We start from the raw sequence: 25,138 nt of genomic DNA on the forward strand, positions 1-25,138 counted from the left end.
GCCCGCAGGCGCAAATTAAATCTCGTCCGGCGTCCGCAGATTGGTCACTGCAATACGTTCGCCGCGTTTACGCTCGCGTTCCGACTGCATATTGGCGCGATAGACGCCCTGATCGCCAACCACCCATGAGAGCGGACGACGTTCTTTACCAATGGACTCCTGCAGCAGCATCAGCGCCTGCATATAGGCCTCCGGACGCGGCGGGCAGCCCGGGATGTACACATCGACCGGGATGAATTTATCCACGCCCTGGACGACGGAATAGATGTCGTACATGCCGCCGGAGTTCGCGCAGGCGCCCATGGAAATCACCCACTTCGGCTCCAGCATCTGATCATAGAGACGCTGAATCACCGGCGCCATTTTGGTGAAGCAGGTTCCGGCGACCACCATCAGGTCCGCCTGACGCGGAGAGGCGCGCAGAACTTCGGCCCCAAAGCGCGCAACGTCATGCACCGCAGTGAATGACGTCACCATTTCCACATAACAGCAAGAAAGGCCGAAGTTATACGGCCAAATTGAGTTCTTACGGCCCCAGTTCACCATGTCATGCAGCGCGTGTTCGAGTTTCCCCATATACACGCTTTTGTTGACTTCCTGCTCCAGGGGGTCGGTAACGATCTCCTGTTTCTGCAGGGGGTAACGGTCGTTCTCACCGTTAGGATCTATGCGGGTGAGCGTATAATCCATCTTATTGCCTCGCTTTTACTGCATATGACGGTTAGTGGGACTGTCTGTTTCCGGGTTAACCAGCGTGCGACGGGAACGCGCAGGCGTCCAGTCCAGTGCGCCGATGCGAACGAGATAAACCAGACCAGCCAGTAGCACTAAAATGAAAATTGCGGCTTCCACAAAGCCGACCCAACCGCTCTCGCGGATGGAGGTCGACCATGCGTAGAGATACAGGGCTTCCACGTCGAAGATAACGAAGAACATGGCAACCAGATAAAACTTCGCAGAAAGACGTAAGCGGGCCGAACCAACGGAGTCGATCCCCGATTCAAACGGCGTGTTTTTGCTACGCGCGCGCGCGCGACCGCCAAGGTACCAGCCGCCGACGAGCATCAGGCAGCACAGGCCGATAGCGATGATGAGAAATATAGCGAATGCCCAGTGATGAGCGATGACTTCAGTGGATGTTGACATACGCATTGCTTAACCAAAAAAGTGTAGCGCCAAAACCCTCTGCTCTTACTGGCAGATGAACGCCACAGCGTTTCACGGGAGGAATAAAAAATAACCGTGCAAAAAAGCGTCCCTGGAAGATGTGAGAAGCCCAGATGCCGTGGCTTTTTACCCCTTTCTTTAACCTTTTGTCAACTTTAACAAAAGTTTTCATAACATTAATTTACATTGGAATCTTTTCATTAACATTAAATGCCCTTTTATGCGAAATAACCTTGCATACTGTTCGGTTTTAGTGTTGTTGAATCGTGTCCGTTTCCGTCGTAAATCAAAAATCCCTGCTATTTTGACAGGATTTAGCCTCGATTCCTCCCCCCAAAGAGGGGTATTTTCTTGATCTGCGACACGGTTTTGTTAATTACCCCAGGAAATCGGCAACAATCCATCCGGTTTTTTAACATTAGCAGGAAGTGTTGAAAGTGCTGGGAAAAGTCGGCAAGGTGAGCGCCAGGTCACGCCAATATGCTGATTTTCTTGCAAAGAAATAAAAAAAAGATTCAAAACATCAATAATAGTGCAAAAAAAAGAGCCACCAGACGGGAAACCCACCCTTGAGGCTCTTTTTGGGCACTTACATTCTGTTACCAGTTTTTGTGATCTTTGTTAGCAAAATAACCTTACAAAATGAAGGTGCTTCCTCCCTCTTCCGGAGTAAGTGCCGGCCCGGCGCGCCAGGGATCGCTCTCCTGGCTCAGAGATTGAAAAATCGCCTGCGGTAGTTCGCCCACCGTCTGCGGATTGCAGCTAACGACGTACCGGGTATCCGGCAGGACCGGCAGGCCATCGCTGATGCCGGCCACGCGCAAATCCGGGCTCATCATTTCGACCGGACGCGCGGTGACCCCAAGCCCGGCTTTCACCGCCGCTTTCACCCCGGAGAGCGACGAGGCGCCGTGAGCCAGATGCCAGGAGACGCGGGCAGCCTCCAGCGCGGCGATGATGTCCTCACGGAACGGGCCAGGCTCTTCGAGCAAGATGAGGGGGATCGATTCCCCTTTCGCCAGCACGTAGTCCGCTGCACAGTACCAGAGGGTAGGCGACGTTCTCAGCGTGAAAGCGGTAAAACCGGGAAGCTGATGGGTGGTTAATGCCAGATCGACCTCTCCCGCGCTCAGCATCGCCATGATGACGGCATGGGGATGGACTTTAATCTCCAGCGTCATTCTGGGATAGAAGCAGCCGATGCGGTTTAACAGAAACGGCAGGATAGTATCAGCGGTTTCTTCCGACGCGCCGATGGTCAGTCCCCCCTGCAGGCTGCCATACATCAGCGACATGCAGGCTTCATCGTTAAAGCGCAGGATTTTGCGGGCATAGCCCAGCAGCTGGATGCCCTGCTCGGTCAGCAGTTTATTGCGTCCGTGACGAGCGAAAAGCTCCTTGCCAACCAGTTGCTCCAGGCGTTGCATTTGCTGGCTGACCGCGGACTGGGTACGACACACTGCGGCGGCGGCGGCAGCGAAGGTGTTCAAATCAGCGACTGCTACAAAGGTGCGCAGCAGATCGAGATCGAGGTTGAGTATCGGACGTGTTGTATTAATCATCTTTCTTCACTTACAGGTGGCTAACGCTGACCTGCCTTGTTGATGCTTTACGCCAGGTTTCCGGCTATTCCCTGAGCCTCGTGCTCACCGTCTGATGGCGGATAAACAACTGGACGAACGTTATTACATGCCAAAGTACTCGTCTGAGCAAATGCGCAGAACACCGGAGTAATATATTGTTCGTATTTCTCATTATTATTTATTACCACGGCCAGCCAGGCGTCTTACGTCGCCCCGGAAAATCGCGCAGTAGTGGTGAGAAAGCCTCTCTTTCGCCGGACTTCTTTTTGGCGAACAACGAACAATAAAATCCTGTAATAACAATATATTAAATGTCAATTCAGCCATAATTCATGCCGACTACCACTGATATTAACGGCGATATTCTAACCGATTCCCATCCTTTTTATAAGCCTTAATAAGGATTAACTGAGATAATTTTAAATTTTTTTTCAGCATTTTATATAAATTAACAAACCTCAGATTATTACCTGTCAAAAATAATAATAATGCGCTTGCGCGCAGTTTTTTATTAAAATTATTTAACATCAAAATTACAAATCAACCGCTATGAGATTAAGAATAGCGTTTTCTAGCGGTCACCCATTCTCCAGCGCCCCGTTTACCTAACCAACAAACCAGATAAATGATGGTAAAAAAGGCACTACATCAACATAGACGACCGAAAAAATGCCATGAAAAGGCATAAACCATAGGAAAAACCAGCAACCAACAGATAAATCAATTACGCTTAAAATCCTGCATTAGCAAAATCTTCTCCTGCAAAGCCTTCAAAACAGCGGGGAGGCGGAGTACATTGTTCCGTGCTGACTTCCACGGCAGGGAGTGGCGATAACAGCTAAAAGGTCAAGATTCATGTCCCCCATCGAAAAATCCAGCAAGTTAGAGAACGTCTGTTATGACATCCGCGGACCGGTTCTGAAAGAAGCGAAACGTCTTGAAGAAGAAGGCAATAAGGTTCTGAAACTGAACATCGGCAACCCGGCGCCCTTCGGCTTCGAGGCCCCTGACGAGATCCTCGTCGACGTCATCCGCAATCTGCCTACCGCCCAGGGATACTGCGATTCGAAAGGATTGTACTCGGCGCGTAAAGCTATCATGCAGCATTACCAGGCGCGGGGAATGCGCGATGTCACCGTGGAAGATATTTACATCGGCAACGGCGTGTCCGAGCTGATTGTGCAGGCGATGCAGGCGCTGTTAAACAGTGGCGATGAGATGCTGGTTCCCGCTCCGGACTACCCGCTGTGGACGGCGGCGGTGTCTCTTTCCAGTGGTAAAGCGGTGCACTATCTGTGTGACGAATCCTCTGACTGGTTTCCGGATCTTGACGATATCCGCGCCAAAATCACGCCTCGCACCCGCGGGATCGTGATCATCAACCCCAACAACCCCACCGGCGCGGTCTACTCCAAAGAGCTGCTGCAGGAGATCGTGGAGATCGCCCGCCAGCACAACCTGATTATTTTCGCCGATGAGATCTACGACAAGATCCTCTACGACGAAGCCCAGCATCACTCGATTGCCGCTCTGGCGCCGGATCTGCTGACGGTGACCTTCAACGGACTGTCGAAAACTTACCGCGTCGCCGGCTTCCGTCAGGGCTGGATGGTGCTGAATGGCCCGAAAAAACACGCGAAAGGCTATATCGAAGGACTGGAAATGCTGGCCTCGATGCGTCTGTGCGCCAACGTGCCGGCCCAGCATGCTATCCAGACCGCGCTGGGCGGCTACCAGAGTATCAGCGAATTCATCATTCCCGGCGGGCGTCTGTATGAACAACGCAACCGCGCCTGGGAGCTGATCAACGATATTCCGGGCGTCTCCTGCATGAAGCCAAAAGGCGCGCTGTACATGTTCCCGAAAATTGACGCCAAACGCTTCAATATTCACGACGACCAGAAAATGGTGCTCGATTTCCTGCTGCAGGAGAAAGTGCTGCTGGTGCAGGGTACTGCCTTTAACTGGCCGTGGCCGGATCACGTGCGTATTGTGACCCTGCCTCGCGAAGACGACCTGGAGATGGCGATCTCCCGCTTTGGCCGCTTCCTCTCCGGCTACCATCAGCTTTAGTCGTGCTGCCGCCGGCATTTGCATCCGGCGGCGATCCCTGCGCACAATGGAACCCGATGTTGTCACTGATTAAGGGTTCCTATGAGTCAGAGTCATTTCTTTGCCCACCTCTCCCGTCTGAAACTGATTAACCGCTGGCCGCTGATGCGCAACGTGCGCACCGAAAATGTCTCCGAGCACAGCCTGCAGGTGGCGATGGTCGCCCACGCGCTGGCGGCGATTAAAAACCGCAAATTTGGCGGCCAGGTCAACCCAGAGCGTATCGCCCTGCTGGCGATGTACCACGACGCCTCCGAGGTTTTAACCGGTGATCTCCCTACCCCGGTGAAATATTTTAATTCACAGATTGCCCAGGAATATAAGGCGATTGAGAAAATCGCCCAGCAGAAGCTGGTGGATATGGTGCCTGACGAGCTGCGCGATATTTTCGAACCGCTGATTGACGAGCATCATTACAGTGAGGAAGAGCAGTCGATCGTCAAACAGGCTGACGCCCTCTGCGCCTACCTGAAATGCCTCGAAGAGCTGTCGGCGGGCAACAACGAATTTCTGCTGGCCAAAGGCCGTCTTGAAAAAACGCTGGCGTCGCGGCGCAGCGCGGAGATGGATTACTTTATGCAGGTGTTTGTCCCGAGCTTCCAGCTGTCGCTGGATGAAATCAGCCAGGATTCGCCGCTGTAATTTTTCAGGCCGGGCAGCGGTCGCTCCCTACCCGGCCTGCATCTCTTAAAACGGGAAGAGCACCGGGATCAGCAGAACGCAGACCACCATCACCAGCACGGTAAAGGGCACGCCGATTTTGACAAAATCGCTAAATGAGTACTTACCCGGGCCAAGCACCAGAGTATTAACCGGCGAAGAGACCGGGGTCATAAACGCCGCCGAAGCCGCCATCGCCACCACCATGGCAAAGGGATAAGGCGACACACCCATCGACTTCGCCGCCGCCAGGGCAATAGGCGCCATCAGCACCGCGGTGGCCGTGTTAGAGATAAACAGGCCTATCGCCGCGCACATCACAAACAGGCAGCCGAGCATCAGATAAGGCCCCTCGCCTCCGGCTACGTCCATTAGTCCCTTAACCACCAGATCCACCCCACCGGTTTTCTGCAACGCCAGGGCGAACGGCATCATCCCGACAATCAGAATGATGCTCGGCCAGTGGATCGCCTTGTAGGCGCTTTCGGCGTTGATACAGCGGAATTTGCCCATCAGCAGACAGGCGATGATCGCGGCGATGGGGTTGGGGATTTCATCCGTCAGCATCAGGGCCACCATCAGCACCAGACAGAAAATCGCGTGCGGAGCCTGGCTGTGGGCCGGCGAAGCGTCATCAACCTCAACCGGCATATTGAGCACCACGAAATCCCGGCCGCGCTTCGCCAGCAGGGCAATTTGCCGCCAGTTGCCGACCACCAGCAGAATATCGCCGAGCTGCAGAGGCTCATCGACCACGGAACCATCCATCGCCTTGCCATCGCGCTTCATGCCGACGATATTGAGGCCAAACCGGGTGCGGAAGGCTATCTCACGCACCGTTTTGCCTATCATCTCTGAATCCGGGATCAGCGCCACCTCCGCCATCCCCACATCCAGCGCCTGATCGGCAAAATACTCCCCGCGCAGCACCATCGGCTCGAGCATTTGCTCGCCGCAGAACTGGCGCAAGTCGACATCGGAGGCAGACATATCGATCAGCAGGACGTCGCGGGCGCGAAATTCCGAGACCCCATTGACGTTAACAATCACCCGACGGAACCGCCGCCAGCGCTCAACGCCGATGACGTTGGCACAGTAGCGCTCACGCAGCTTTAAATCATCCAGTCGCTGACCGATCATCGGTGAACCGGGTCGGATCGCCAGCCGGCGAGCGCGGCCGGTGAGGTGATATTCGCGGATCAAATCGCGAAAGGTACTTCTTTTTCGCCCATCGCGCGCGGAATCGCCATTATCCGTCTTCAGCATAAAGCGCACCGCCAGCATATAGACGATGCCCAGGATCAGCACCACCAGGCCAATCGGCGTGACGCTGAAAAAACTGAAGCCGTGCAGTCCTTCGCGCAGCAGTTCACTGTTGACCACCAGGTTGGGCGGCGTCGCCACCAGGGTCATCATCCCGCTGATAAGCCCGGCGAAGCTCAGCGGCATCATCAGCCGCGAGGGTGAGGTATTCATCCGCGCCGAGACGCTAAGGACCACCGGAATGAAAATGGCGACCACGCCGGTGGAGCTCATAAACGCGCCCAACCCGGCGACGGTGAGCATCAGGTAGATCAGCATTTTGGTTTCGCTGTTGCCTGCCACGCTAACCAGCCAGGCGCCCATCTTGGTGGCCACCCCGGTACGCACCAGGCCGTCGCCGATAATAAACAGGGCGGCAATCAGGATCACGTTAGGATCGCTGAACCCGGAAAAAGCTTCAGTCAGCGTCAGCGTGCCGCTGAGGACAAAGGCGACAATGACCATCAGGGCGATAGCATCCATGCGCACCTTACCGGTAGCAAACAGCACAACCGCGATGGCCAGGAGGGATAAAACCCAAATCAATTCACCGTTCACAACGTTTCCTTGTCACAAGTGGGAGTCGACATAGTGGCATAAAAAAGCCCCGACGACGCGGGGCGAAATCATGGGTTTACGCTTTAAGACGCACATTTACCACGCCGTCAGTCTGGCGTTCAACCACCAGATCTTCCAGGCTGCTCAGCACGAGGTCGGCTTCATCCCGACGGGGGGCATCGGCGGGCACGTTGACCGCGATAGTGCGACAGCCGGCCGCCAGTCCGGAGAGGAGCCCCGCCGGCGCATCTTCCACCACCGCGCACTCCCCGGCAGGCAGACCCAGCCGCTCGGCGCCCAGCAGATAGGCGTCCGGCGCCGGCTTGCCGTGCTTCACCTGCTCAGCGGTGACAAATACCTCCGGCATCGGCAGGCCCGCCGCGCGGTGACGCGCATGGGCAACCGGAATCGAGCCGGAGGTGACAATCGCCCATGGGATCCCGGCCTCATTGAGCGTATTCAGCAGGGCTAACGCCCCCGGTAGGGCGACGATGCCTTCGATATCAGTGGCTTCCATCTGCTCGAGATAACGGAATTCGGCCTGGATATCCTCCTCGCTGCGACCCGGCATAAAATGGCGAATGGAGGTAATGGCCTGCTTGCCGTGAATAAAACTGAGAATTTCATCATGGTCAATGGCGAAACGATCCCCCCATTTGCACCATGAACGCTCCACCACCGGCAAGGAATCCACCAGCGTCCCGTCTAAATCGAACAGGAAACCTTTACACTGCACGGGCACCTCCCTCAGGCATTGATGATTTGGTTAATTTCGTTACTGCTCAGATGATACTGGCGTGGGCAGGCGTGCCAGACGCTCAGCATCCGCTGATATTTCTCCCACATCGGGGTCTGCGAGTTAAAGCCATGGGTGCCGGCGTCAAAGTGGCTGTAACGGCCTTCAACGTTGACCATAAAGCGCACGTAGCCGAGAAAACGCGCTTCGGTGGCGGCATCAAATCCGAGGAAGGTGACCCGACGCTCGTCGATACCCGCCGCATCTTTCAGGTTGGTCCAGGAGACGTGTAGCGCGTGGTACATCTCCATGATGTCGATTACGGTACGGCAGGTTTCTTCCGTCAGCTGGCCGAACTCGCGGTCCAGTTCACGCATCTGCAGCCCATACCCACGCTCAATGATGGTTTGCAGACGACGGTAGCGCTCCGCATTGTCCGGGTCGAGCATCGTCATCATCTTGTACTGATTGGATAAAATCAGACGCTGCGCATTGGTCATTTCCATGTTGTGACTCCTGTAGCACGGTAGGGCGTGAAATAAAGAAGGCGCATAAATCATGCGCCTTCTTTTATATGCGTTTTCCGTAGTGAATTACAAATCATCAAGGAAAGTTTTATCGAGTTGTTTGAAGGCGCGCTTAAGCGTGTCAGCCAACGCCTGATAATCGGGCTTGCCTTCGACAGGCGCCAGCGCCTGCCCCGCCTCCTGCAGTTTGCCGCGTACTTCGTAGAACCAGTTAAGAATGGAAGGCGGCAGCGGCGTCACTGAACGTTTACCCAACCACCATAACCCCTGCATCGGCAGGCTCAGTGCAAACAGCGCAGTGGCCACGGCGGGCCCCAGCTGGCCGCCCAGCGCTATCTGCCAGCAGAGGGTGAAAATGGCGATCGGCGGCATGATGCGGATGGCGTAGCGGGTGGCACGAATGATGCGGTTTTCAATAAATACCGGCGCGAGGCGCTTGTCGAGAGGCCAGGTCTTCGCGTAGTGCTGCCCGCGGTTGAACAAGCTAAAGAAGCTAACGGGGCGTTTCTCAGGGGTCGACATGGCTTTACCTCAACTTTACATATAAAACTTAAAAAATTCGTGCAAAACACCAACTATGCATGACATCGTTCAAAAGATTTTGGCAAAGGATGCCGCAATCAGGTATCCTGTGCCCGCCTGAAAGGGCGGATAGACTCTTTTGCCAGGCTAGTCAAATTATCGCATATTCTGCCATTGGCTGAAAATTATGCAAAATGGCATAAAATCAAATGTACTTATCTCATCGTGCCTGAAAACAGAACAAGGCATGATGTTAATCATAAATGTCGAGGTCATCCTGCGCTACGCTAATGACACACTGACGTTTTTTTAGCCACGTATCATAAAAAGGTACTTCCATGTCGAGTAAGTTAGTACTGGTTCTGAACTGCGGTAGCTCCTCTCTGAAATTTGCTATCCTTGACGCCGTTAACGGCGACGAATACCTGTCCGGTTTAGCGGAATGCTTCCACCTGCCAGAAGCCCGTATCAAATGGAAAATTGACGGCGGCAAACAAGAAGCCGAATTAGGCGCGGGCGCCGCGCACAGCGAAGCACTGAACTTTATCGTTAACACTATTCTGGCACAAAAACCAGAACTGTCTGCTCAGCTGACCGCAATTGGCCACCGTATCGTCCACGGCGGTGAAAAATACACCAGCTCCGTCGTCATCGACGAGTCCGTGATTCAGGGCATTAAAGACGCGGCGTCCTTCGCACCGCTGCACAACCCGGCACATCTGATCGGCATCGCTGAAGCGCTGAAATCCTTCCCGCACCTGAAAGACAAAAACGTGGCAGTATTCGATACGGCGTTCCACCAGACCATGCCGGAAGAATCCTATCTCTACGCCCTGCCGTACAGCCTGTACAAAGAGCACGGCGTTCGTCGTTACGGCGCACACGGCACCAGCCACTTCTACGTGACTCAGGAAGCCGCTAAGATCCTGAACAAGCCGGTTGAAGAGCTGAACATCATCACCTGCCACCTTGGCAACGGTGGTTCGGTTTCCGCTATTCGTAACGGCAAATGCGTTGACACCTCCATGGGTCTGACCCCGCTGGAAGGCCTGGTGATGGGTACCCGCTCCGGCGATATCGATCCGGCAATCATCTTCCATCTGCACGACACCCTGGGCATGAGCGTTGACGCCATCAACAAAATGCTGACCAAAGAGTCCGGCCTGCTGGGCCTGACCGAAGTCACCAGCGACTGCCGCTACGTGGAAGACAACTACCAGGAAAAAGCCGACGCTAAACGCGCGATGGACGTCTACTGCCACCGCCTGGCGAAATACATCGGCTCCTACACCGCGCTGATGGACGGCCGTCTCGACGCCGTGGTCTTCACCGGTGGCATTGGTGAAAACGCCGCGATGGTGCGTGAGCTGTCGCTGGGCAAACTGGGCGTACTGGGCTTCGAAGTTGACCATGAGCGTAACCTGGCTGCCCGCTTCGGCAAGTCTGGCTTCATCAACAAAGAAGGCACCCGTCCTGCCGTGGTTATCCCGACCAACGAAGAGCTGGTCATCGCGCAAGACGCCAGCCGTCTGACCGCATAATTCCACACCGCCAGCCCTGACCCGCAATACTTCGCGCTGCAGGAAGGCGGCGACACAGCAGATCCCCGGCGCATACGCGACCGGGGTGAGCAAGTAGAGCCAACGCACGTGCAACGTGGAGTATGACGGGTCGCTGGTGGTGCTGTTTTGTATCCCGCCTGATACTGGCGGTAACGAAAGAGGATATACCGTGTCCCGTACTATCATGTTAATTCCTACCGGTACCAGCGTAGGTCTGACCAGCGTCAGCCTCGGTGTGATCCGCGCTATGGAACGCAAAGGCGTTCGTCTGAGCGTCTTTAAACCTATCGCCCAGCCGCGCTCCGGCGGCGATGCCCCGGACCAGACCACCACCATCGTTCGCGCCAGCTCCTCCACCACCACCGCTGCTGAACCGCTGAAGATGAACCACGTTGAATCTCTGCTCTCCAGCAATCAGAAAGATGTGCTGATGGAAGAGATCATCGCCAACTATCACGCGAACACCCAGGACGCGGAAGTGGTGCTGGTGGAAGGCCTGGTGCCGACCCGTAAGCATCAGTTCGCTCAGGCGCTGAACTTTGAAATCGCCAAAACCCTGAACGCGGAAATCGTCTTCGTCATGTCGCAAGGTACCGATACGCCAGAACAGCTGAACGAGCGTATTGAACTGACCCGCAACAGCTTTGGCGGCGCGAAAAACACCAGCATCACCGGCGTTATCATCAACAAACTGAACGCGCCGGTCGACGAGCAGGGCCGTACCCGTCCTGATCTGTCGGAAATTTTCGACGACTCATCCAAAGCGAAAGTCGTGAAGATCGACCCGGCTCAGCTGCAAAAAGGCAGCGCGCTGCCGGTGCTGGGCGCCGTACCGTGGAGCTTCGATCTGATCGCCACCCGCGCGATCGACATGGCCCATCACCTGAATGCGACCATCATCAACGAAGGCGATATCAACACCCGCCGCGTGAAATCCGTGACCTTCTGCGCGCGCAGCATCCCGCACATGCTGGAGCACTTCCGCGCAGGTTCGCTGCTGGTTACTTCCGCAGATCGTCCTGACGTGCTGGTTGCCGCCTGCCTGGCAGCGATGAACGGCGTGGAAATCGGCGCCATCCTGCTGACCGGCGGCTATGAAATGGACGCGCGCATCAGCAAGCTGTGCGAACGCGCCTTCGCCACCGGCCTGCCGGTGTTTATGGTCAACACCAACACCTGGCAGACCTCCCTGAGCCTGCAGAGCTTCAACCTCGAAGTACCGGTTGACGATCACGAGCGCATTGAGAAAGTTCAGGAATACGTTGCCAACTACATCAACGCGGACTGGATCGAATCGCTGACCGCGACCTCCGAGCGCAGCCGTCGTCTCTCTCCGCCAGCCTTCCGCTACCAGCTGACCGAGCTGGCGCGCAAAGCCGGCAAACGCGTCGTTCTGCCGGAAGGCGACGAGCCGCGTACCGTGAAAGCTGCAGCCATCTGCGCCGAACGCGGGATCGCCACCTGTGTGCTGCTGGGCAACCCGGATGAGATTAACCGCGTTGCAGCAGCGCAGGGCGTTGAGCTGGGCGCCGGTATCGAAATCGTCGACCCGGAAGTGGTGCGCGAAAGCTACGTGGCTCGCCTGGTCGAACTGCGTAAGAACAAGGGCATGACCGAAGCCGTCGCCCGCGAGCAGCTGGAAGATAACGTGGTTCTCGGCACCCTGATGCTGGAACAAGACGAAGTCGATGGCCTGGTGTCCGGCGCGGTACACACCACCGCCAACACCATTCGTCCGCCGCTGCAGCTGATCAAAACCGCACCGGGCAGCTCGCTGGTCTCTTCCGTGTTCTTCATGCTGCTGCCGGAACAAGTTTATGTTTACGGCGACTGCGCGATCAACCCGGATCCGACCGCAGAGCAGCTGGCGGAAATCGCGATTCAGTCCGCTGACTCCGCGATTGCCTTCGGCATCGAACCGCGCGTGGCGATGCTCTCCTACTCCACCGGTACTTCCGGCGCGGGTAGCGATGTAGAAAAAGTCCGCGAAGCGACCCGTCTGGCGCAGGAAAAACGTCCTGACCTGATGATCGACGGCCCGCTGCAGTATGACGCCGCGGTGATGGCTGACGTCGCGAAATCCAAAGCGCCGAACTCGCCGGTAGCTGGCCGCGCGACCGTGTTCATCTTCCCGGATCTGAACACCGGTAACACCACTTACAAAGCGGTACAGCGCTCTGCCGACCTGATCTCCATCGGGCCGATGCTGCAGGGTATGCGCAAGCCGGTCAACGATCTGTCTCGTGGCGCGCTGGTTGACGATATCGTCTACACCATCGCACTGACCGCGATCCAGTCAGCTCAGCAGCAGAAGTAATCGCCCGCTGAGAGAAAGCAAAAGGCAGCCAGATGGCTGCCTTTTTTGTCAGGAGGCGAACAGCAGTTGCTGCCACGCGTTAGCGCGTTTATTCGCGCTCGCTCTCTTCCGCGTCATCATACTCGTTGCCGGCGTTACGGGTCATCCACAGCGCCAGCGCTTTCAGCGAGTCGGGCGTGAACTCATCGCAGCGGGCGGTGATCTCTTCCGGCGTTAACCAGCACACCTCGCTCACCTCCTCTTCCTGCAGGGCAAACGGCCCGTGGGAGACGCAGCTGAACAGGCTTCCCCAGACGCGGCAGAATTTATCTTCGTAGTAGAACTGGCCGTGATCGGCAAACGGCACCCCGGCGATGCCTAACTCCTCTTCCGCCTCGCGACGGGCCGACTCCAGCAACTGCTCATCAGCCTGCACGACGCCGCCGGCGGTGGCATCCAGCATGCCCGGATGAAAGTCTTTTGTCTCGGTGCGTCGCTGCACCAGAATTTTCCCCATTCCGTCGTGAACGACGATATAGGTCGCCCGGTGGCGCAGGCACTGCGCGCGCATCTGCTCGCGGCTGGACTGTGCTATCACCTCATTGTTTTCATTAACAATATCGACCCATTCTGTGCTTGCCAAATGATTCTGTTCCGCCATCAGGAAACCTTACTTTAAAAGCGCTCTTGCGGCGCGTCTTTATGATTGAGGGCTAAATTACGGGTAAATTGCGACCTCTGCAATAACCTGATTATCATTGAGTGCTAAAACCTGCAGACGCCCCTCATCCAGTAGCCCATAGCTGGCGGAATATCCCCCTTTTGGGATACTCACTGAGCCTGGATTAAACAGAGAGAACGCCCCGCGTTTTTCAGCAACCGGAATATGAGTATGGCCATACGCCAGGACATCGCCAGCGGCAAGTGGCGGCAAATTATCCGGGCTATAAAGATGACCGTGGGTCAGAAACAGGCGGTAGCCTTCGCCAAGCACCTGCTGCCAGGGCGCGGTCATGGGAAAACGAAGCAGCATTTGATCCACTTCGCTGTCGCAGTTACCGCGAACCGCAATGATGCGCTCCGCCACGCTGTTCAGCCGCTCGGCCACCTCCGCCGGCGCATAGCCTTCCGGCAGCGCGTTGCGTGGCCCGTGATTAAGCACATCGCCGAGGATGATCAGCCACCTGGCGCCGCTTTGCGCGAACCGCTCAAGCACGCGTTCCGTCGCAGGTAGCGAACCATGAATATCGGAGGCAAACATCAGCTTCATAGGTTCCATCTCCACTGGTTACGATGCCTCTATGATAGCGGAAGCGCGGCGGGTTATCAGCCTCCGCGTTTGGCGGAAAGCGCCGCGTAACGCTGGATTGAGGCCCGCTGCCACTGGAAAGTCGCATAATCCGCCAGCGCCTCCGGCACCTCATCGCCATTGAGAACCAGACGATTGAGCATCAGCGCCAGGTCGGCATCGGCAATAGACCATTCGCCGAATAAATTTTGCCCGCCGTGGGCCAGCAGCGTGGTAGCGGTGGCAAACAGTTTTTCCGCCGACCGCTTGCCTGCCTCGCTGAGCGCCGGCATTTTCACCCCGCCAAACACCACGGCGGTGGATCGCTCTTCACGAATGGGCACCAGATCGCTGCGTAGCCAGGCCTGGATCTGCCGGGCGCGGGCCCGCTTTTGCAGATCGTGTGGATAAAGGCGCTCCCACTCAGGCGGCGCGAAACGCTCATCGAGATATTCGGTAATCGCCGAAGACTCGCTCAGCGCGAAATCGTCAACCTCCAGCAGCGGTACGCGACGGGTGGCGGTATAGCCCGTCCAGCCGGCCTGCAGATGTTCGCCGCTGCCCAGGTCGATGGTTTTAAGGCTAAAAGGCAGGCTCTTTTCCTGCAGCGCGACATAAACAGACATCACGTACGGTGAGAAAAAATCGGCATCGGACCACAGGGTAATCACAGGCTGGCTCATAACTTCCTCAGGGTTGGTAGACAGGGCAATAAACCAACATAGCCTGTCTTACCGGCGATGTCACTGCTCGTCCGCTGCGTGGCTGGCGCCCCGCTCGCGGATTTTTTCCCGGGTCGCGCAGCTTCACCTATACTCGATCAGTTTGCGACCCACGACGGCGGGAAATATTATGATCGATCTCTACTATGCACCCACCCCAAACGGCCACAAAATCACCCTGTTTCTCGAAGAGGCGCAGCTGGCCTATCGGCTAATTCGGGTCGATATTGGCAAAGGGGAGCAGTTTCATCCGCAGTTTCTGGCGATTTCGCCGAATAACAAAATTCCAGCTATCGTCGACCACATGCCTGCCGACGGCGGCGCGCCGTTGAGCGTCTTCGAGTCCGGCGCCATCCTGCTCTATCTGGCGGAAAAAAGCGGCAAGCTGCTGAGCGGGGAGCTGCGGGCGCGCTATACCACCCTGCAGTGGCTGTTCTGGCAGGTCGGCGGCCTGGGGCCGATGCTGGGGCAAAATCAGCATTTTTCCCACTCAGCGCCGCAAACCGTGCCCTACGCGATTGAGCGTTTTCAGGTGGAAACCCAGCGACTCTATGGGGTACTGAATCATCGCCTGGGATCCAGCCCGTGGCTGGGCGGGGACCACTACAGCATCGCCGACATCGCCGCCTGGCCCTGGGTGAACTGCCATGTCCGCCAGCGGATCGATCTGGCGAACTATCCGGCGGTGCATAACTGGTATGAGCGCATTAAGCAGCGGCCGGCGACGGTGGAAGCGATGCTAAAAATTCAGCCTTATTAACCCCCTGCTCGCCCGTCGCGCTTTGTTGTATGATTGCAGGACTTAAACCACGGAGGAAGCCTGCAATGTCTCAACCAGACGCCATTATTCGTATTAAGAACCTGCGCCTGCGTACTTTTATTGGTATTAAAGAGGAAGAGATCGCGAACCGCCAGGACGTGGTAGTGAATGTGGCCATTCACTACCCTGCCGATAAAGCGCGCGACAGCGAGGACATTAATGATGCGTTGAACTACCGCACCATTACCAAACGCATCATTAGCCATCTTGAGAATGGTCGTTTCTCGCTGCTGGAAAAATTAACTCAGGATGTGCTGAATATCGCATGCGAACATCACTGGGTCACATATGCTGAAGTGGAGATCGATAAACTTCACGCGCTGCGCTATGCCGACTCGGTATCCATGACCATGAGCTGGCGGCGCTAACCATGTCAGGGAGGTGGTATGAAGATCCTGCTTACTGGTGGTACCGGCCTGATTGGCCGACATCTGATACCCAGACTGCTGGAGCTTGGGCATAGCGTCACGGTCTCCACCCGACATCCGGATACCGCCCGCGCCCGTCTCGATCCGCGTGTCACGCTGTGGCGCGATTTCGAGGGCCATCACCACCTCAATGACATCGATGCCGTCATCAATCTGGCGGGCGAGCCCATCGCCGATAAACGCTGGACCGCCGAGCAGAAACAGCGCTTATGCCATAGTCGCTGGGATCTCACTCAGCGGCTGGTGGGCTTGTTCCACGCCAGCGATACTCCTCCCTCCGTGCTGATCAGCGGGTCAGCCACCGGCTATTACGGCGACCTCGGCGAAGTGGTGGTGACTGAAGAAGAGCCGCCGCACAATGAGTTTACCCATAAGCTCTGCGCCCGCTGGGAGCAAATTGCCTGCGAAGCGCAAAGCGAGCGCACCCGCGTCTGTCTGCTGCGCACCGGCGTGGTACTGGCGCCGCGGGGCGGTATTCTTGGCAAAATGACCCCGGCCTTTAAGCTCGGCCTCGGTGGGCCTATCGGCAGCGGCAGACAGTACCTGGCCTGGATCCATATCGACGATATGGTTAACGGCATTCTGTGGCTGCTGGATAACGATCTGCGCGGCCCATTCAATATGGTTTCGCCCTATCCCGTGCATAACGAGCAGTTCGCCCACGCGCTGGGTCATGCGCTCAATCGACCGGCGATTTTCCGCGTTCCCGCCGCCGCCATCCGCCTGCTGATGGGCGAATCAGCTGTGCTGGTGCTCGGCGGCCAGCGCGCGCTGCCTAAGCGACTGGAAGCCGCCGGCTTCGCCTTCCGCTGGTACGATCTCGACGAAGCGCTAAAGGATGTGCTGAGTTAATGGCTGACACAGGGGAGCATTGGCTCCCCTGATTCCATTCTGCTGGCTCATGCTCCACGCCTGGATGGCCTCAGCCTGGCGCTGCAGCATCGCCATATCCCGGACAGCCAGCGCCCTGAAGCGCCTGAGTTCATCGCCAGCCGGCCGGTTCGCCGGTGTTACCTGGCGAAGCAAAGTGCTAAGGTAGGCCTTTCCTTCTTCGAATTGACTGCTTTATGACGACCATCACCACGCCTCGCCTTTCGCTTACCCGCTTTGTTACCGATGACTGGCCCTTTTTTCTGCGCCTGCGCCAGGATCCGCAGGTGATGCGTTTTATGGGCGAAGTGTTAAGCGAGGAGGCGTTGCGCAGCGTGTTCGCCAGTCGCTGCGCCGATCCCGGCGTGTATGTTCTGCGTAATAAGCGCGGCGATGCGCTGGGCGATATTGGGCTTCGCATCAGCCCTAAAAATCCGCACGAGGCCGACGTCGGCTATGCGCTGCTGCCCGAGGCTCAGGGAAAAGGCTATGCCAGCGAAGCGCTGCGGGCGATCTGCGATTATGGTTTCAGCACGCTGGGGGTACAGGCCATCAATGCCTGGGTGTTGGGAGAGAATCGTGGATCATCGCGCCTGCTACAGAAGCAAGGCTTTGTGCGCACGCAGGTGCTGGAGAAAGCCTATCATCTGAACGGCGTCGATTACGATGACTGGATTTACCGGCTGGAGCGTGAATCCCACCCGGCGCCCGCAGACGCCGGGTAAGCCGTTTATTTCAGCGAACCTTTCAGAAACTGCTGCAGGCGCGGGCTTTTCGGCGCGCCGAACAGCGCGTCCGGATGCCCTTCCTCTTCGATTTTTCCCTGATGCAGGAAAATGACATGCGAAGAGACGTGGCGGGCAAAGCCCATTTCGTGGGTCACCACCACCATGGTTTTCCCCTCTTCCGCCAACTGCTGCATGATGCGTAACACTTCGCCCACCAGCTCCGGATCCAGCGCGGAGGTCGGCTCATCGAACAGCAGCACTTCCGGCTCCATCGCCAGCGCGCGGGCAATAGAGACACGCTGCTGCTGGCCGCCGGAAAGATGCACCGGGTATTTCGCCTGCTGACGTTCGTCTATCCCGACCTTGGCCAGGTATTTTACCGCCCGTTCGCGCGCTTCCTGTTTGCTTAAGCCCAGCACCTGAATCGGCGCCTCCATGACGTTCTCCAGCACCGTCATATGGCTCCACAGATTGAAATGCTGAAACACCATGGTCAACCGGGTGCGCAGCAGGCGCAGCTGGTTCTTGTCGGCCACCTTCAGCTGACCGTCTTTATCCCGTACCAGGCCAATATTCTGGCCGCTGACGACGATCGTGCCTTCGCTCGGTTTTTCAAGGAAGTTAATACAGCGTAGAAAGGTACTTTTCCCGGAACCCGATGAACCGATGATACTGATAACGTCCCCGGCTTTCGCCTGCAGCGAGACGCCCTTCAGCACCTCGTGTTCCCCATAGCGTTTATGCAGATCGATAACGTTTAATTTATTGTCGGACATGGCGTTCTCAATGCGTCGAAGAAGGTTTGATATGCTGCAACCAACGCTTTTCCGCTTTGCGGAACAAGCTAATCAGCACATACGAGATAATTAAATAGAGCACCGCGGCGATGCCAAAGGCGGTGAACGGCTGATAGGTGGCCGAGTTGATATCGCGGGCGATTTTCAGCAGATCCGGCACCGTAGCGGTAAACGCCAGCGCCGTCGAGTGCAGCATCAGGATCACTTCGTTACTGTAGGCCGGCAGCGCAATCCGCAGCGCGGAAGGCAGGATGATGCAGCGGTACAGTTTGACCGAAGAGAAGCCGTAGGCCCGCGCCGCTTCAATTTCGCCCGCCGGTACCGAGCGGATCGCGCCGGCGAAAATTTCGGTGGTATAAGCGCAGGTGTTCAGGGTCAGCGCCAGCACCGTACAGTTTAGCCCGCTGCGGAAAAAGGCGTTCAGCAGTTCAGTGCCTTTGACGATTTCCAGGGTGTACATACCGGAGTAAAAGACCAACAGCTGCACATACAGCGGCGTGCCGCGAAATATGTAAGTAAACAGCCAGATGGGAAACTGGATGAACTTATTGCTCGAAACGCGGCCGATTGCCAGAAAGACCGCCAGGATGCCCCCCATGACCACCGAAGAGATCAGCAACCATAAGGTAATCGCCACGCCGGTAAAGCGATAGCCGTCGGTCCACAGCAGGGATTTCCAGTATTCCTGAATAATTTCAATCACAGGTCAGCCCTCTTGACGCCAACGGTATAGCGGCGTTCGAGCAGCAGCAGTACGCCATTAGAAAGGGTGGTAAATACCAGATAAATCAGGCCGCAGACGATGGCGAAGTAGAACGGCTGCCAGGTGCTTTTGCCCGCCAGCTGCGTGGCTTTGACCACATCCTCCAGCCCCAGCAGCGAGACCAGCGCCGTCGCCTTGAGGATAACCTGCCAGTTGTTGCCGATCCCCGGCAGCGCGTAGCGCATCATCGCCGGGAACAGGATGCGCCGGAACGTCTGCCCGCCGCTGAAGCCAAAGGCGGTGGCCGCTTCGATATGCCCCTTCGGCACCGCCAGGTAGGCGCCGCGGAAGGTTTCCGTAAAATAGGCGCCATAGATAAAGCCAAGGGTAATAATCCCGGCGATCATCGGGTCAATATCAAACTGCGCCATGCCCAGCGCGTCGGTAACGCTGTTAAGCGCAATCTGCAGGCCGTAGAAAATCAACAGCATCAGCACCAGGTCGGGGACGCCGCGGATCAGTGTGGTATAGCCTTCAAATACCAGCGCCAGAGGACGATTGCTCGATAGCTTTGCGCCAGCGCCCGCCAGCCCAATCAGGACGGCGAGAACGACCGAGCTGAGCGCAAGCTCCAGGGTGACAAGCGCACCCTGCAAAATAACCTGTGAAAACCCATACAGCATGCTGCCTACCCTGTCTGTCATCCACCATTGCGCGTGAATCGGACGCGCAATGGTGAGGCGTGAGAATTATTCGCCGTATACGTTAAAATCGAAATATTTTTTCGCCAGCTTGTCGTAGGTGCCGTCCTTACGCATCTCTGCAAACGCTTTATTCAGCGCTTCGCGCAGTTCGTTGTCTTCCTTACGCAGCCCCATACCGGTGCCGACGCCGAACAGCTTTTCGTCCTTAATCGACGGACCGCCAAACTGATAATCTTTACCGATAGGCTGTTTCAGGAACCCTTCGCTGGCCGCGACCTCATCCTGGAAAGCGGCGTCAATACGGCCGGCGGTCAGGTCGGAATAGATATTGTCCTGCCCCTGATAGGAGACAATTTCGATACCTTTCGGCGCCCAGTGCTCATTACCATAAGTTTCCTGCGTCGTACCCTGCAGCACGCCCACGCGCTTACCCTTCAGGGTGGCAAGATCCGGCGTTACCGGGCTGCCCTTTTTCACCACCAGACGCGAATCAGCCGCATACAGTTTGTCGGTGAAAGCGATTTCCTGCTGACGCTTTTCGGTAATCGACAGCGAAGACATAATCGCGTCGATTTTCTTCGCTTTTAAAGAGGGGATCAGCGCATCCAGCGGGTTTTCCACAAAGGTACATTGGGTATTAATACGCTTACACAGCTCTTTTGCCAGATCGATATCAAAACCCACCAATTCCCCCTGCGCATTCTTCGATTCGAAGGGAGCATAAGTCGGATCGGTACCGATACGAATTTTTTGCGGAATAGCGGCAAAGACCGTGGAAACGCTGGAAAGGGCCAGCGCTAAAGAGAGAGACAACGCCAGTTTTTTCATAACTATCCTCGACAGACTGTCATTCTAACGGGTTTATTAGAACTATTAACACCAGTTATCGTGCCATTATTCGCCCCTTGAGGGCAAAGATTTATGCACCAGAAAGGCCATTTTTTTGCATCACAAACGCTTAACTATGCATTCTTTAGCCGCAAAAGCGCCTGCCTTTGCACTAAAATGATCCACAGCGTCTGGCGATGCACCTTTTCAGGGCTTTTACACGAGCATGGCGGCAGGCCCACCCGATAGCGCGGGCCTGCGGCAGTCTTAGTCGCCGTAGACGTTAAAATCGAAGTATTTCTTCGCCATTTTGTCGTAAGTGCCGTCTTTGCGCATCTCGCCCAGCGCTTTATCAAACGCGGCTTTCAGCTCGGCGTCGTCCTTACGCAGGCCGATACCGGTGCCGTCGCCAAAGTACTTTTTGTCTTTAACGGACGGGCCGGCAAAGGCGAAATCTTTCCCGGCAGGCTGCTTCAGGAAGCCTTCGCTGGCGGCGACTTCATCCTGCAGCGCCGCATCCAGACGACCAGCGGAGAGGTCGGAATAGATCAGGTCCTGGTTCTGATATGCCACCACGTCAACGCCCTGGCTGCGCCAGCGATCGTTAGCATAGGCTTCCTGCGTGGAGCCCTGCAGCACGCCGACGTGCTTACCTTTCAGCGCCTCCAGCGTCGGCTGGATCGGCGAGCCTTTGGCCGCGATCAGCCGGGAGTCGGCGGCATAAAGCTTGTCAGAGAAGGCGATCTCTTGCTGGCGCTTCTCGGTGATGGAGAGCGAGGAGATGATGGCGTCAATTTTCTTCGCCTTGAGGGAGGGGATCAGGGAGTCAAAATCACTGCCGACCCAGGTACATTTCACCTTAATACGGGAGCACAGTTCATTGCCTAAATCGATATCAAAGCCAACAAAGTCCCCTTTCGCGTCTTTCGACGAAAAGGGCGCATAGGTCGCGTCAGTGCCAATGCGAATGCTCTGCGGCAGAGCAGCAAACACACTGGCCGTGCTGCTCATTCCCACGAGTAAAGAGAGAGCCAGAATCGTCTTCTTCATACAGTACCCTTAAGTGTCGTGATGTGGTGCGTTGCTTGTTATGGTGATTGCCGATCAATCCTGCAGTTTTTGTGCCATCTTCCCGGTGCGTGCCGGGAACAGGGTTAAATTTGTTAAAATAAAGTTGCAGGATTGTCTTAAAAGGGAAGATACCAGCATTACTGGCGAAACCGCAGCGCCTGAGCGCAAAAAGACGAAATAAATGTCGAGGATTTGATCGGGACGACAAATTTGCACCAGCGCAGCGCAAGCGTACATTTCACGCACCTATTTGGTGCAATCCTGTGACCCTTGCCAGCGCGTAAATAAGTCTTGTTCCAGGCTAATGTCGAACTGATCGAGTACCCGGTTGACGGTCTGGTTGATAACATCATCCAGGCTTTGCGGCCGATGGTAGAAGGCCGGCACCGGCGGCATAATCACCGCCCCCAGCTCCGCAGCCTGCACCAGCAGTCGCAGATGGCCAAGATGGAACGGAGTCTCCCGCACGCAGAGCACCAGCGGACGACGCTCCTTCAGCACCACATCCGCCGCCCGCGTCAGCAGACCATCCGTGTAGCTATGGACAATACCCGAGAGCGTTTTCATTGAGCAGGGTAAAATCACCATCCCGGCGGTTTTAAACGAGCCGGAGGAGATACTGGCGGCGATGTCGCGGGCATCATGCACCACATCAGCCAGCGCCTGCACTTCACGCACGGTAAAGTCGGTCTCCATCGCCAGCGTCTGGCGCGCCGCCTGACTGAGGATCAGATGGGTTTCAATATCCGGCACATCCCGCAGCACCTGCAGCATCCGCACGCCATAGATGGCGCCGCTGGCGCCGGAAATGCCAATAATCAGTCGTTTCACGTTCTGTTACCCCTTGCGCGTCGTGCCGCAGACTTTGCCGGATTATAGCCGTTGGCGCAACCATTGACGCACCGTTGCCGGGCGAAAAAAAGGCCCGCCGTCCATCAGGAACGGCGGGCCCGCGACGCGTGAACGGCTTAACCCTCGTTGTGCATCTCGAGGTTTTCGACTTCGTTCTGCAGCTGAACCGCTTTGGCATCATCGTTACGCAGGGAATCGAGGTAGTCGAGGTACTGCTGGTCGACATCCCGGGTGACGTACACGCCGTTGAACACAGAACATTCAAACTGCTGAATATCCGGATTTTCCGCGCGCACCGCCTCGATCAGATCGTTGAGATCCTGGAAAATCAGGCCATCGGCGCCGATGATCTGGCGGATCTCATCCACTTCGCGGCCATGAGCGATAAGTTCGTTGGCGGTCGGCATATCGATACCGTACACGTTCGGGAAACGAATTTCCGGCGCGGCTGAGGCCAGATACACTTTTTTCGCCCCTGCTTCGCGCGCCATCTCGATGATCTGCTCCGAGGTGGTGCCGCGAACGATGGAATCGTCCACCAGCAGCACGTTCTTATCGCGGAACTCCGCACGGTTGGCGTTGAGCTTGCGGCGCACAGACTTACGACGCAGCTGCTGGCCAGGCATGATAAATGTGCGGCCGACGTAGCGGTTCTTCACGAAGCCCTGTCGATAAGGCTTGTCGAGGATGCGGGCGATCTCCAGCGCGATATCGCAGGAGGTCTCCGGGATCGGGATAACGACGTCAATATCCAGATCTTCCCACTCGCGGGCAATCTTCTCGCCCAGCTTGGTCCCCATATTAACGCGGGCGCTGTAGACGGAAATTTTGTCGATAAACGAGTCCGGACGGGCAAAATAGACGTACTCGAACAGGCACGGGTTGCTGACCGGGTTATCGGCGCACTGACGGGTAAACAGCTGGCCCTTCTCGGTAATATAAACCGCTTCGCCCGGCGCCACATCGCGCAGGAATTCAAAGCCAAGGGTGTCAAGCGCCACGCTTTCCGAGGCCACCATATACTCGGTGCGGCCATCGCCTACGTCACGTTTGCCCAGCACCAGCGGACGAATGCCGTTCGGGTCGCGGAAGGCCACCATGCCATGACCGATGATCATCGCCACGCAAGCGTACGCGCCGCGGATCAAGCGGTTGGTCGCCGCAATCGCGGCAAAGATGTTATCCGCTTCCAGTGGGTAGTGACGGAAGTTATCCAGCTCACTGGCGAAAATATTGAGGAGGATTTCGGAATCTGAGGTGGTATTGATGTGGCGGCGTTTTTCTTCAAACAGCTTTTTACGCAGCTCATGGGCGTTGGTCAGGTTGCCGTTATGCGCCAACGTGATGCCATACGGCGAGTTGACGTAAAACGGCTGCGCTTCGGAGGCGCTGGAGCTGCCCGCCGTGGGGTAACGCACGTGGCCAATCCCCATATTGCCCTGCATACGCTGCATATGGCGGGCTTCGAATACGTCGCTTACCAGCCCGTTAGCCTTACGCAACCGGAAGCAGTTGTTGGCATCAATGGTGATGATGCCAGCGGCATCCTGTCCACGGTGCTGGAGCACCGTTAGCGCATCATAAATCGACTGGTTAACCGGCATAACACCGGCGATACCGACAATACCGCACATACGTCTTTTCCTCGTTCAGCAACGACCTAAAGTCTATACTTTAGGCAAGAAACTTGACGAGCTTTGCAGGTATTCAAAAAACCATCTGATGACGGGGGTAAAATAGGGAATAAACTGCGACTGATGCCAGTCATCGCTCTTCGCCATCCCGGTAAAGGTGTCAAGGAAGAACAGAATAGCGGCGATGATCAGCACCCCACGTAGCGCGCCGAAGCAGATCCCCAATACCCTGTCGGTACCTGACAAACCGGTTTTCTCCACCAGCTGGCCTATCACATAGTTCACGATAGCGCCAACGATGAGCGTCACGATAAACAGCGCCGCAATAGCAATCCCATTTCGAACCCGTTCATCCTCAAAGCCCGTAAACCAGACAGACAGATCAGCGTAGTAGTGGCTGGCGACATAAAACGCGCAACCCCACGTGACTAACGATAAAGCTTCGCGAACGAAGCCGCGGATCAGGCTGACCAGGCAAGAAAGACCCAGCACCGCCATAATGGCGTAATCAATCCAGACCATATACGTCCCACGATTTTACGCCCTGTCGTCCAGTTCGGGGCGCATTCTAACAGAAAAAGAAAACGTTTGCGTAGGGATTTCCTTGCCCTACAGAAATAAAAATGGCGCTGAAAAAACATTCAACGCCAGACTGTCTTTCGCCTCTT

28 protein-coding genes are annotated in these 25,138 nt (G+C 56.2%); 9 read left to right on the forward strand and 19 right to left on the reverse strand.

From position 1 onward, the window contains the following. Positions 1-15 precede the first annotated feature (15 nt). The 3 genes from nuoB to ACQUTI_RS06440 form a co-directional block, all read right to left on the reverse strand. The gene (gene nuoB, locus ACQUTI_RS06430) at positions 16-690 is read right to left on the reverse strand and encodes an NADH-quinone oxidoreductase subunit NuoB (protein ID WP_002913178.1); all 675 of its coding nucleotides are present in this window, start codon (positions 688-690) and stop codon (positions 16-18) included. Between the two features lie 15 nt (positions 691-705). After that, positions 706-1,152: an NADH-quinone oxidoreductase subunit NuoA gene (nuoA, locus tag ACQUTI_RS06435; RefSeq protein WP_002913181.1), complete on the reverse strand. Its 447-nt coding sequence runs from the start codon at positions 1,150-1,152 to the stop codon at positions 706-708. Between the two features lie 650 nt (positions 1,153-1,802). Continuing rightward, positions 1,803-2,729 carry a LysR family transcriptional regulator gene (locus ACQUTI_RS06440; protein WP_004201747.1) on the reverse strand — a complete coding sequence of 309 codons (927 nt, stop codon included), beginning with the start codon at positions 2,727-2,729 and terminating at the stop codon, positions 1,803-1,805. 876 nt (positions 2,730-3,605) lie between these two features. Here ACQUTI_RS06440 and alaA point away from each other — a divergent pair. After that, positions 3,606-4,823 carry an alanine transaminase AlaA gene (gene alaA / locus ACQUTI_RS06445; RefSeq protein WP_004201748.1) on the forward strand — a complete coding sequence of 406 codons (1,218 nt, stop codon included), beginning with the start codon at positions 3,606-3,608 and terminating at the stop codon, positions 4,821-4,823. 81 nt (positions 4,824-4,904) lie between these two features. Further along, a complete protein-coding gene (gene yfbR / locus ACQUTI_RS06450) occupies positions 4,905-5,504 on the forward strand; it encodes a 5'-deoxynucleotidase (protein WP_004201749.1) in 600 nt (199 codons plus the stop codon). A gap of 45 nt (positions 5,505-5,549) precedes the next feature. Here yfbR and ACQUTI_RS06455 read toward each other — a convergent pair whose 3' ends face one another. From ACQUTI_RS06455 to yfbV, 4 genes are all read right to left on the reverse strand, one after another. After that, positions 5,550-7,382 carry an SLC13 family permease gene (locus ACQUTI_RS06455; RefSeq protein WP_004201750.1) on the reverse strand — a complete coding sequence of 611 codons (1,833 nt, stop codon included), beginning with the start codon at positions 7,380-7,382 and terminating at the stop codon, positions 5,550-5,552. A 76-nt stretch (positions 7,383-7,458) separates the two neighbouring features. Next, positions 7,459-8,118: a sugar phosphatase gene (locus ACQUTI_RS06460; RefSeq protein WP_004201751.1), complete on the reverse strand. Its 660-nt coding sequence runs from the start codon at positions 8,116-8,118 to the stop codon at positions 7,459-7,461. Positions 8,119-8,129: 11 nt separating this feature from the next. Next, positions 8,130-8,624 carry a YfbU family protein gene (locus ACQUTI_RS06465; protein WP_004201754.1) on the reverse strand — a complete coding sequence of 165 codons (495 nt, stop codon included), beginning with the start codon at positions 8,622-8,624 and terminating at the stop codon, positions 8,130-8,132. 87 nt (positions 8,625-8,711) lie between these two features. After that, on the reverse strand, positions 8,712-9,167 hold the full coding sequence (gene yfbV, locus ACQUTI_RS06470; protein ID WP_002913194.1) for a terminus macrodomain insulation protein YfbV: 456 nt from the start codon (positions 9,165-9,167) through the stop codon (positions 8,712-8,714). Between the two features lie 338 nt (positions 9,168-9,505). Here yfbV and ackA point away from each other — a divergent pair, with 338 nt between their 5' ends. Further along, complete coding sequence (ackA, locus tag ACQUTI_RS06475) at positions 9,506-10,708, forward strand: acetate kinase (protein WP_004201756.1); 1,203 nt, start codon at positions 9,506-9,508, stop codon at positions 10,706-10,708. A gap of 190 nt (positions 10,709-10,898) precedes the next feature. Continuing rightward, positions 10,899-13,046 (forward strand): phosphate acetyltransferase, encoded by a 2,148-nt coding sequence (gene pta, locus ACQUTI_RS06480; RefSeq protein ID WP_004201759.1) that lies wholly within the window; start codon positions 10,899-10,901, stop codon positions 13,044-13,046. Between the two features lie 88 nt (positions 13,047-13,134). Here pta and yfcD read toward each other — a convergent pair whose 3' ends face one another. From yfcD to yfcF, 3 genes are read right to left on the reverse strand one after another with little or no spacing between them, the layout of a single operon-like run. Continuing rightward, positions 13,135-13,686 (reverse strand): NUDIX hydrolase YfcD, encoded by a 552-nt coding sequence (gene yfcD / locus ACQUTI_RS06485; protein WP_002913197.1) that lies wholly within the window; start codon positions 13,684-13,686, stop codon positions 13,135-13,137. A gap of 57 nt (positions 13,687-13,743) precedes the next feature. Further along, positions 13,744-14,295: a phosphodiesterase gene (gene yfcE, locus ACQUTI_RS06490; RefSeq protein WP_004201761.1), complete on the reverse strand. Its 552-nt coding sequence runs from the start codon at positions 14,293-14,295 to the stop codon at positions 13,744-13,746. A gap of 56 nt (positions 14,296-14,351) precedes the next feature. Beyond that, positions 14,352-14,996, reverse strand: a complete 645-nt coding sequence (gene yfcF, locus ACQUTI_RS06495) for a glutathione transferase (protein ID WP_004201762.1) — start codon at positions 14,994-14,996, stop codon at positions 14,352-14,354. Between the two features lie 169 nt (positions 14,997-15,165). Here yfcF and yfcG point away from each other — a divergent pair, with 169 nt between their 5' ends. The 3 genes from yfcG (at position 15,166) to ACQUTI_RS06510 (ending at position 17,135) form a co-directional block, all read left to right on the forward strand. Beyond that, positions 15,166-15,795: a GSH-dependent disulfide bond oxidoreductase gene (yfcG, locus tag ACQUTI_RS06500; protein WP_004201763.1), complete on the forward strand. Its 630-nt coding sequence runs from the start codon at positions 15,166-15,168 to the stop codon at positions 15,793-15,795. 65 nt (positions 15,796-15,860) lie between these two features. Then, on the forward strand, positions 15,861-16,223 hold the full coding sequence (gene folX, locus ACQUTI_RS06505) for a dihydroneopterin triphosphate 2'-epimerase (protein WP_002913200.1): 363 nt from the start codon (positions 15,861-15,863) through the stop codon (positions 16,221-16,223). 18 nt (positions 16,224-16,241) lie between these two features. Continuing rightward, positions 16,242-17,135 carry a TIGR01777 family oxidoreductase gene (locus tag ACQUTI_RS06510; RefSeq protein WP_004201764.1) on the forward strand — a complete coding sequence of 298 codons (894 nt, stop codon included), beginning with the start codon at positions 16,242-16,244 and terminating at the stop codon, positions 17,133-17,135. Here the strand turns inward: ACQUTI_RS06510 and ACQUTI_RS06515 are convergent. Further along, a complete protein-coding gene (locus ACQUTI_RS06515) occupies positions 17,115-17,231 on the reverse strand; it encodes a hypothetical protein (protein WP_032425776.1) in 117 nt (38 codons plus the stop codon). The two genes, ACQUTI_RS06510 and ACQUTI_RS06515, sit on opposite strands and share 21 nt — an antisense overlap. A 119-nt stretch (positions 17,232-17,350) precedes the next feature. On the opposite strand from ACQUTI_RS06515, the gene ACQUTI_RS06520 reads away from it, so the two are divergent. Continuing rightward, positions 17,351-17,878: a GNAT family N-acetyltransferase gene (locus ACQUTI_RS06520; protein WP_102037961.1), complete on the forward strand. Its 528-nt coding sequence runs from the start codon at positions 17,351-17,353 to the stop codon at positions 17,876-17,878. A gap of 5 nt (positions 17,879-17,883) precedes the next feature. Here ACQUTI_RS06520 and hisP read toward each other — a convergent pair whose 3' ends face one another. From hisP to argT, 5 genes are all read right to left on the reverse strand, one after another. Beyond that, positions 17,884-18,657 carry a histidine ABC transporter ATP-binding protein HisP gene (hisP, locus tag ACQUTI_RS06525; RefSeq protein WP_002913206.1) on the reverse strand — a complete coding sequence of 258 codons (774 nt, stop codon included), beginning with the start codon at positions 18,655-18,657 and terminating at the stop codon, positions 17,884-17,886. A gap of 7 nt (positions 18,658-18,664) precedes the next feature. Then, complete coding sequence (gene hisM / locus ACQUTI_RS06530) at positions 18,665-19,381, reverse strand: histidine ABC transporter permease HisM (RefSeq protein WP_002913207.1); 717 nt, start codon at positions 19,379-19,381, stop codon at positions 18,665-18,667. Continuing rightward, positions 19,378-20,064, reverse strand: a complete 687-nt coding sequence (locus tag ACQUTI_RS06535) for a histidine ABC transporter permease HisQ (protein ID WP_004201769.1) — start codon at positions 20,062-20,064, stop codon at positions 19,378-19,380. The genes hisM and ACQUTI_RS06535 overlap by 4 nt, the downstream gene beginning before the upstream one ends. A gap of 66 nt (positions 20,065-20,130) precedes the next feature. After that, positions 20,131-20,913 carry a histidine ABC transporter substrate-binding protein HisJ gene (gene hisJ, locus ACQUTI_RS06540; RefSeq protein WP_002913209.1) on the reverse strand — a complete coding sequence of 261 codons (783 nt, stop codon included), beginning with the start codon at positions 20,911-20,913 and terminating at the stop codon, positions 20,131-20,133. A gap of 267 nt (positions 20,914-21,180) precedes the next feature. Beyond that, a complete protein-coding gene (argT, locus tag ACQUTI_RS06545) occupies positions 21,181-21,963 on the reverse strand; it encodes a lysine/arginine/ornithine ABC transporter substrate-binding protein ArgT (RefSeq protein WP_004180753.1) in 783 nt (260 codons plus the stop codon). Between the two features lie 40 nt (positions 21,964-22,003). On the opposite strand from argT, the gene ACQUTI_RS06550 reads away from it, so the two are divergent. Next, positions 22,004-22,165 (forward strand): hypothetical protein, encoded by a 162-nt coding sequence (locus tag ACQUTI_RS06550; protein WP_004140952.1) that lies wholly within the window; start codon positions 22,004-22,006, stop codon positions 22,163-22,165. 65 nt (positions 22,166-22,230) lie between these two features. Here ACQUTI_RS06550 and ACQUTI_RS06555 read toward each other — a convergent pair whose 3' ends face one another. The 3 genes from ACQUTI_RS06555 to cvpA form a co-directional block, all read right to left on the reverse strand. Then, on the reverse strand, positions 22,231-22,815 hold the full coding sequence (locus ACQUTI_RS06555) for a UbiX family flavin prenyltransferase (protein WP_004180755.1): 585 nt from the start codon (positions 22,813-22,815) through the stop codon (positions 22,231-22,233). A gap of 137 nt (positions 22,816-22,952) precedes the next feature. Beyond that, positions 22,953-24,470 carry an amidophosphoribosyltransferase gene (gene purF, locus ACQUTI_RS06560; RefSeq protein ID WP_004180758.1) on the reverse strand — a complete coding sequence of 506 codons (1,518 nt, stop codon included), beginning with the start codon at positions 24,468-24,470 and terminating at the stop codon, positions 22,953-22,955. Positions 24,471-24,503: 33 nt separating this feature from the next. Beyond that, on the reverse strand, positions 24,504-24,992 hold the full coding sequence (gene cvpA / locus ACQUTI_RS06565) for a colicin V production protein (RefSeq protein WP_002913214.1): 489 nt from the start codon (positions 24,990-24,992) through the stop codon (positions 24,504-24,506). Positions 24,993-25,138 lie beyond the last annotated feature (146 nt).

Origin of the sequence: Klebsiella sp. 7-CIP_Kleb., from assembly GCF_050378655.1 — a bacterium.
In the GTDB taxonomy this organism is placed as follows: Bacteria; Pseudomonadota; Gammaproteobacteria; order Enterobacterales; family Enterobacteriaceae; genus Klebsiella; species Klebsiella quasipneumoniae.

Excerpts from the sequence above, each read along its gene's own strand:
- yfcF (WP_004201762.1), bottom strand. The coding sequence starts at position 14,996 with ATGAGCCAGCCTGTGATTACCCTGTGGTCCGATGCCGATTTTTTCTCA.
- yfcD (WP_002913197.1), bottom strand. The coding sequence starts at position 13,686 with ATGGCGGAACAGAATCATTTGGCAAGCACAGAATGGGTCGATATTGTT.
- yfcE (WP_004201761.1), bottom strand. The coding sequence starts at position 14,295 with ATGAAGCTGATGTTTGCCTCCGATATTCATGGTTCGCTACCTGCGACG.
- ackA (WP_004201756.1), top strand. The coding sequence starts at position 9,506 with ATGTCGAGTAAGTTAGTACTGGTTCTGAACTGCGGTAGCTCCTCTCTG.
- purF (WP_004180758.1), bottom strand. The coding sequence starts at position 24,470 with ATGTGCGGTATTGTCGGTATCGCCGGTGTTATGCCGGTTAACCAGTCG.
- ACQUTI_RS06465 (WP_004201754.1), bottom strand. The coding sequence starts at position 8,624 with ATGGAAATGACCAATGCGCAGCGTCTGATTTTATCCAATCAGTACAAG.
- folX (WP_002913200.1), top strand. The coding sequence starts at position 15,861 with ATGTCTCAACCAGACGCCATTATTCGTATTAAGAACCTGCGCCTGCGT.
- ACQUTI_RS06535 (WP_004201769.1), bottom strand. The coding sequence starts at position 20,064 with ATGCTGTATGGGTTTTCACAGGTTATTTTGCAGGGTGCGCTTGTCACC.
- ACQUTI_RS06440 (WP_004201747.1), bottom strand. The coding sequence starts at position 2,729 with ATGATTAATACAACACGTCCGATACTCAACCTCGATCTCGATCTGCTG.
- yfcG (WP_004201763.1), top strand. The coding sequence starts at position 15,166 with ATGATCGATCTCTACTATGCACCCACCCCAAACGGCCACAAAATCACC.
- hisJ (WP_002913209.1), bottom strand. The coding sequence starts at position 20,913 with ATGAAAAAACTGGCGTTGTCTCTCTCTTTAGCGCTGGCCCTTTCCAGC.
- yfbV (WP_002913194.1), bottom strand. The coding sequence starts at position 9,167 with ATGTCGACCCCTGAGAAACGCCCCGTTAGCTTCTTTAGCTTGTTCAAC.
- alaA (WP_004201748.1), top strand. The coding sequence starts at position 3,606 with ATGTCCCCCATCGAAAAATCCAGCAAGTTAGAGAACGTCTGTTATGAC.
- nuoA (WP_002913181.1), bottom strand. The coding sequence starts at position 1,152 with ATGCGTATGTCAACATCCACTGAAGTCATCGCTCATCACTGGGCATTC.
- ACQUTI_RS06510 (WP_004201764.1), top strand. The coding sequence starts at position 16,242 with ATGAAGATCCTGCTTACTGGTGGTACCGGCCTGATTGGCCGACATCTG.
- cvpA (WP_002913214.1), bottom strand. The coding sequence starts at position 24,992 with ATGGTCTGGATTGATTACGCCATTATGGCGGTGCTGGGTCTTTCTTGC.
- yfbR (WP_004201749.1), top strand. The coding sequence starts at position 4,905 with ATGAGTCAGAGTCATTTCTTTGCCCACCTCTCCCGTCTGAAACTGATT.
- ACQUTI_RS06520 (WP_102037961.1), top strand. The coding sequence starts at position 17,351 with ATGACGACCATCACCACGCCTCGCCTTTCGCTTACCCGCTTTGTTACC.
- ACQUTI_RS06550 (WP_004140952.1), top strand. The coding sequence starts at position 22,004 with ATGGTGATTGCCGATCAATCCTGCAGTTTTTGTGCCATCTTCCCGGTG.
- hisP (WP_002913206.1), bottom strand. The coding sequence starts at position 18,657 with ATGTCCGACAATAAATTAAACGTTATCGATCTGCATAAACGCTATGGG.
- argT (WP_004180753.1), bottom strand. The coding sequence starts at position 21,963 with ATGAAGAAGACGATTCTGGCTCTCTCTTTACTCGTGGGAATGAGCAGC.
- nuoB (WP_002913178.1), bottom strand. The coding sequence starts at position 690 with ATGGATTATACGCTCACCCGCATAGATCCTAACGGTGAGAACGACCGT.
- ACQUTI_RS06515 (WP_032425776.1), bottom strand. The coding sequence starts at position 17,231 with ATGGCGATGCTGCAGCGCCAGGCTGAGGCCATCCAGGCGTGGAGCATG.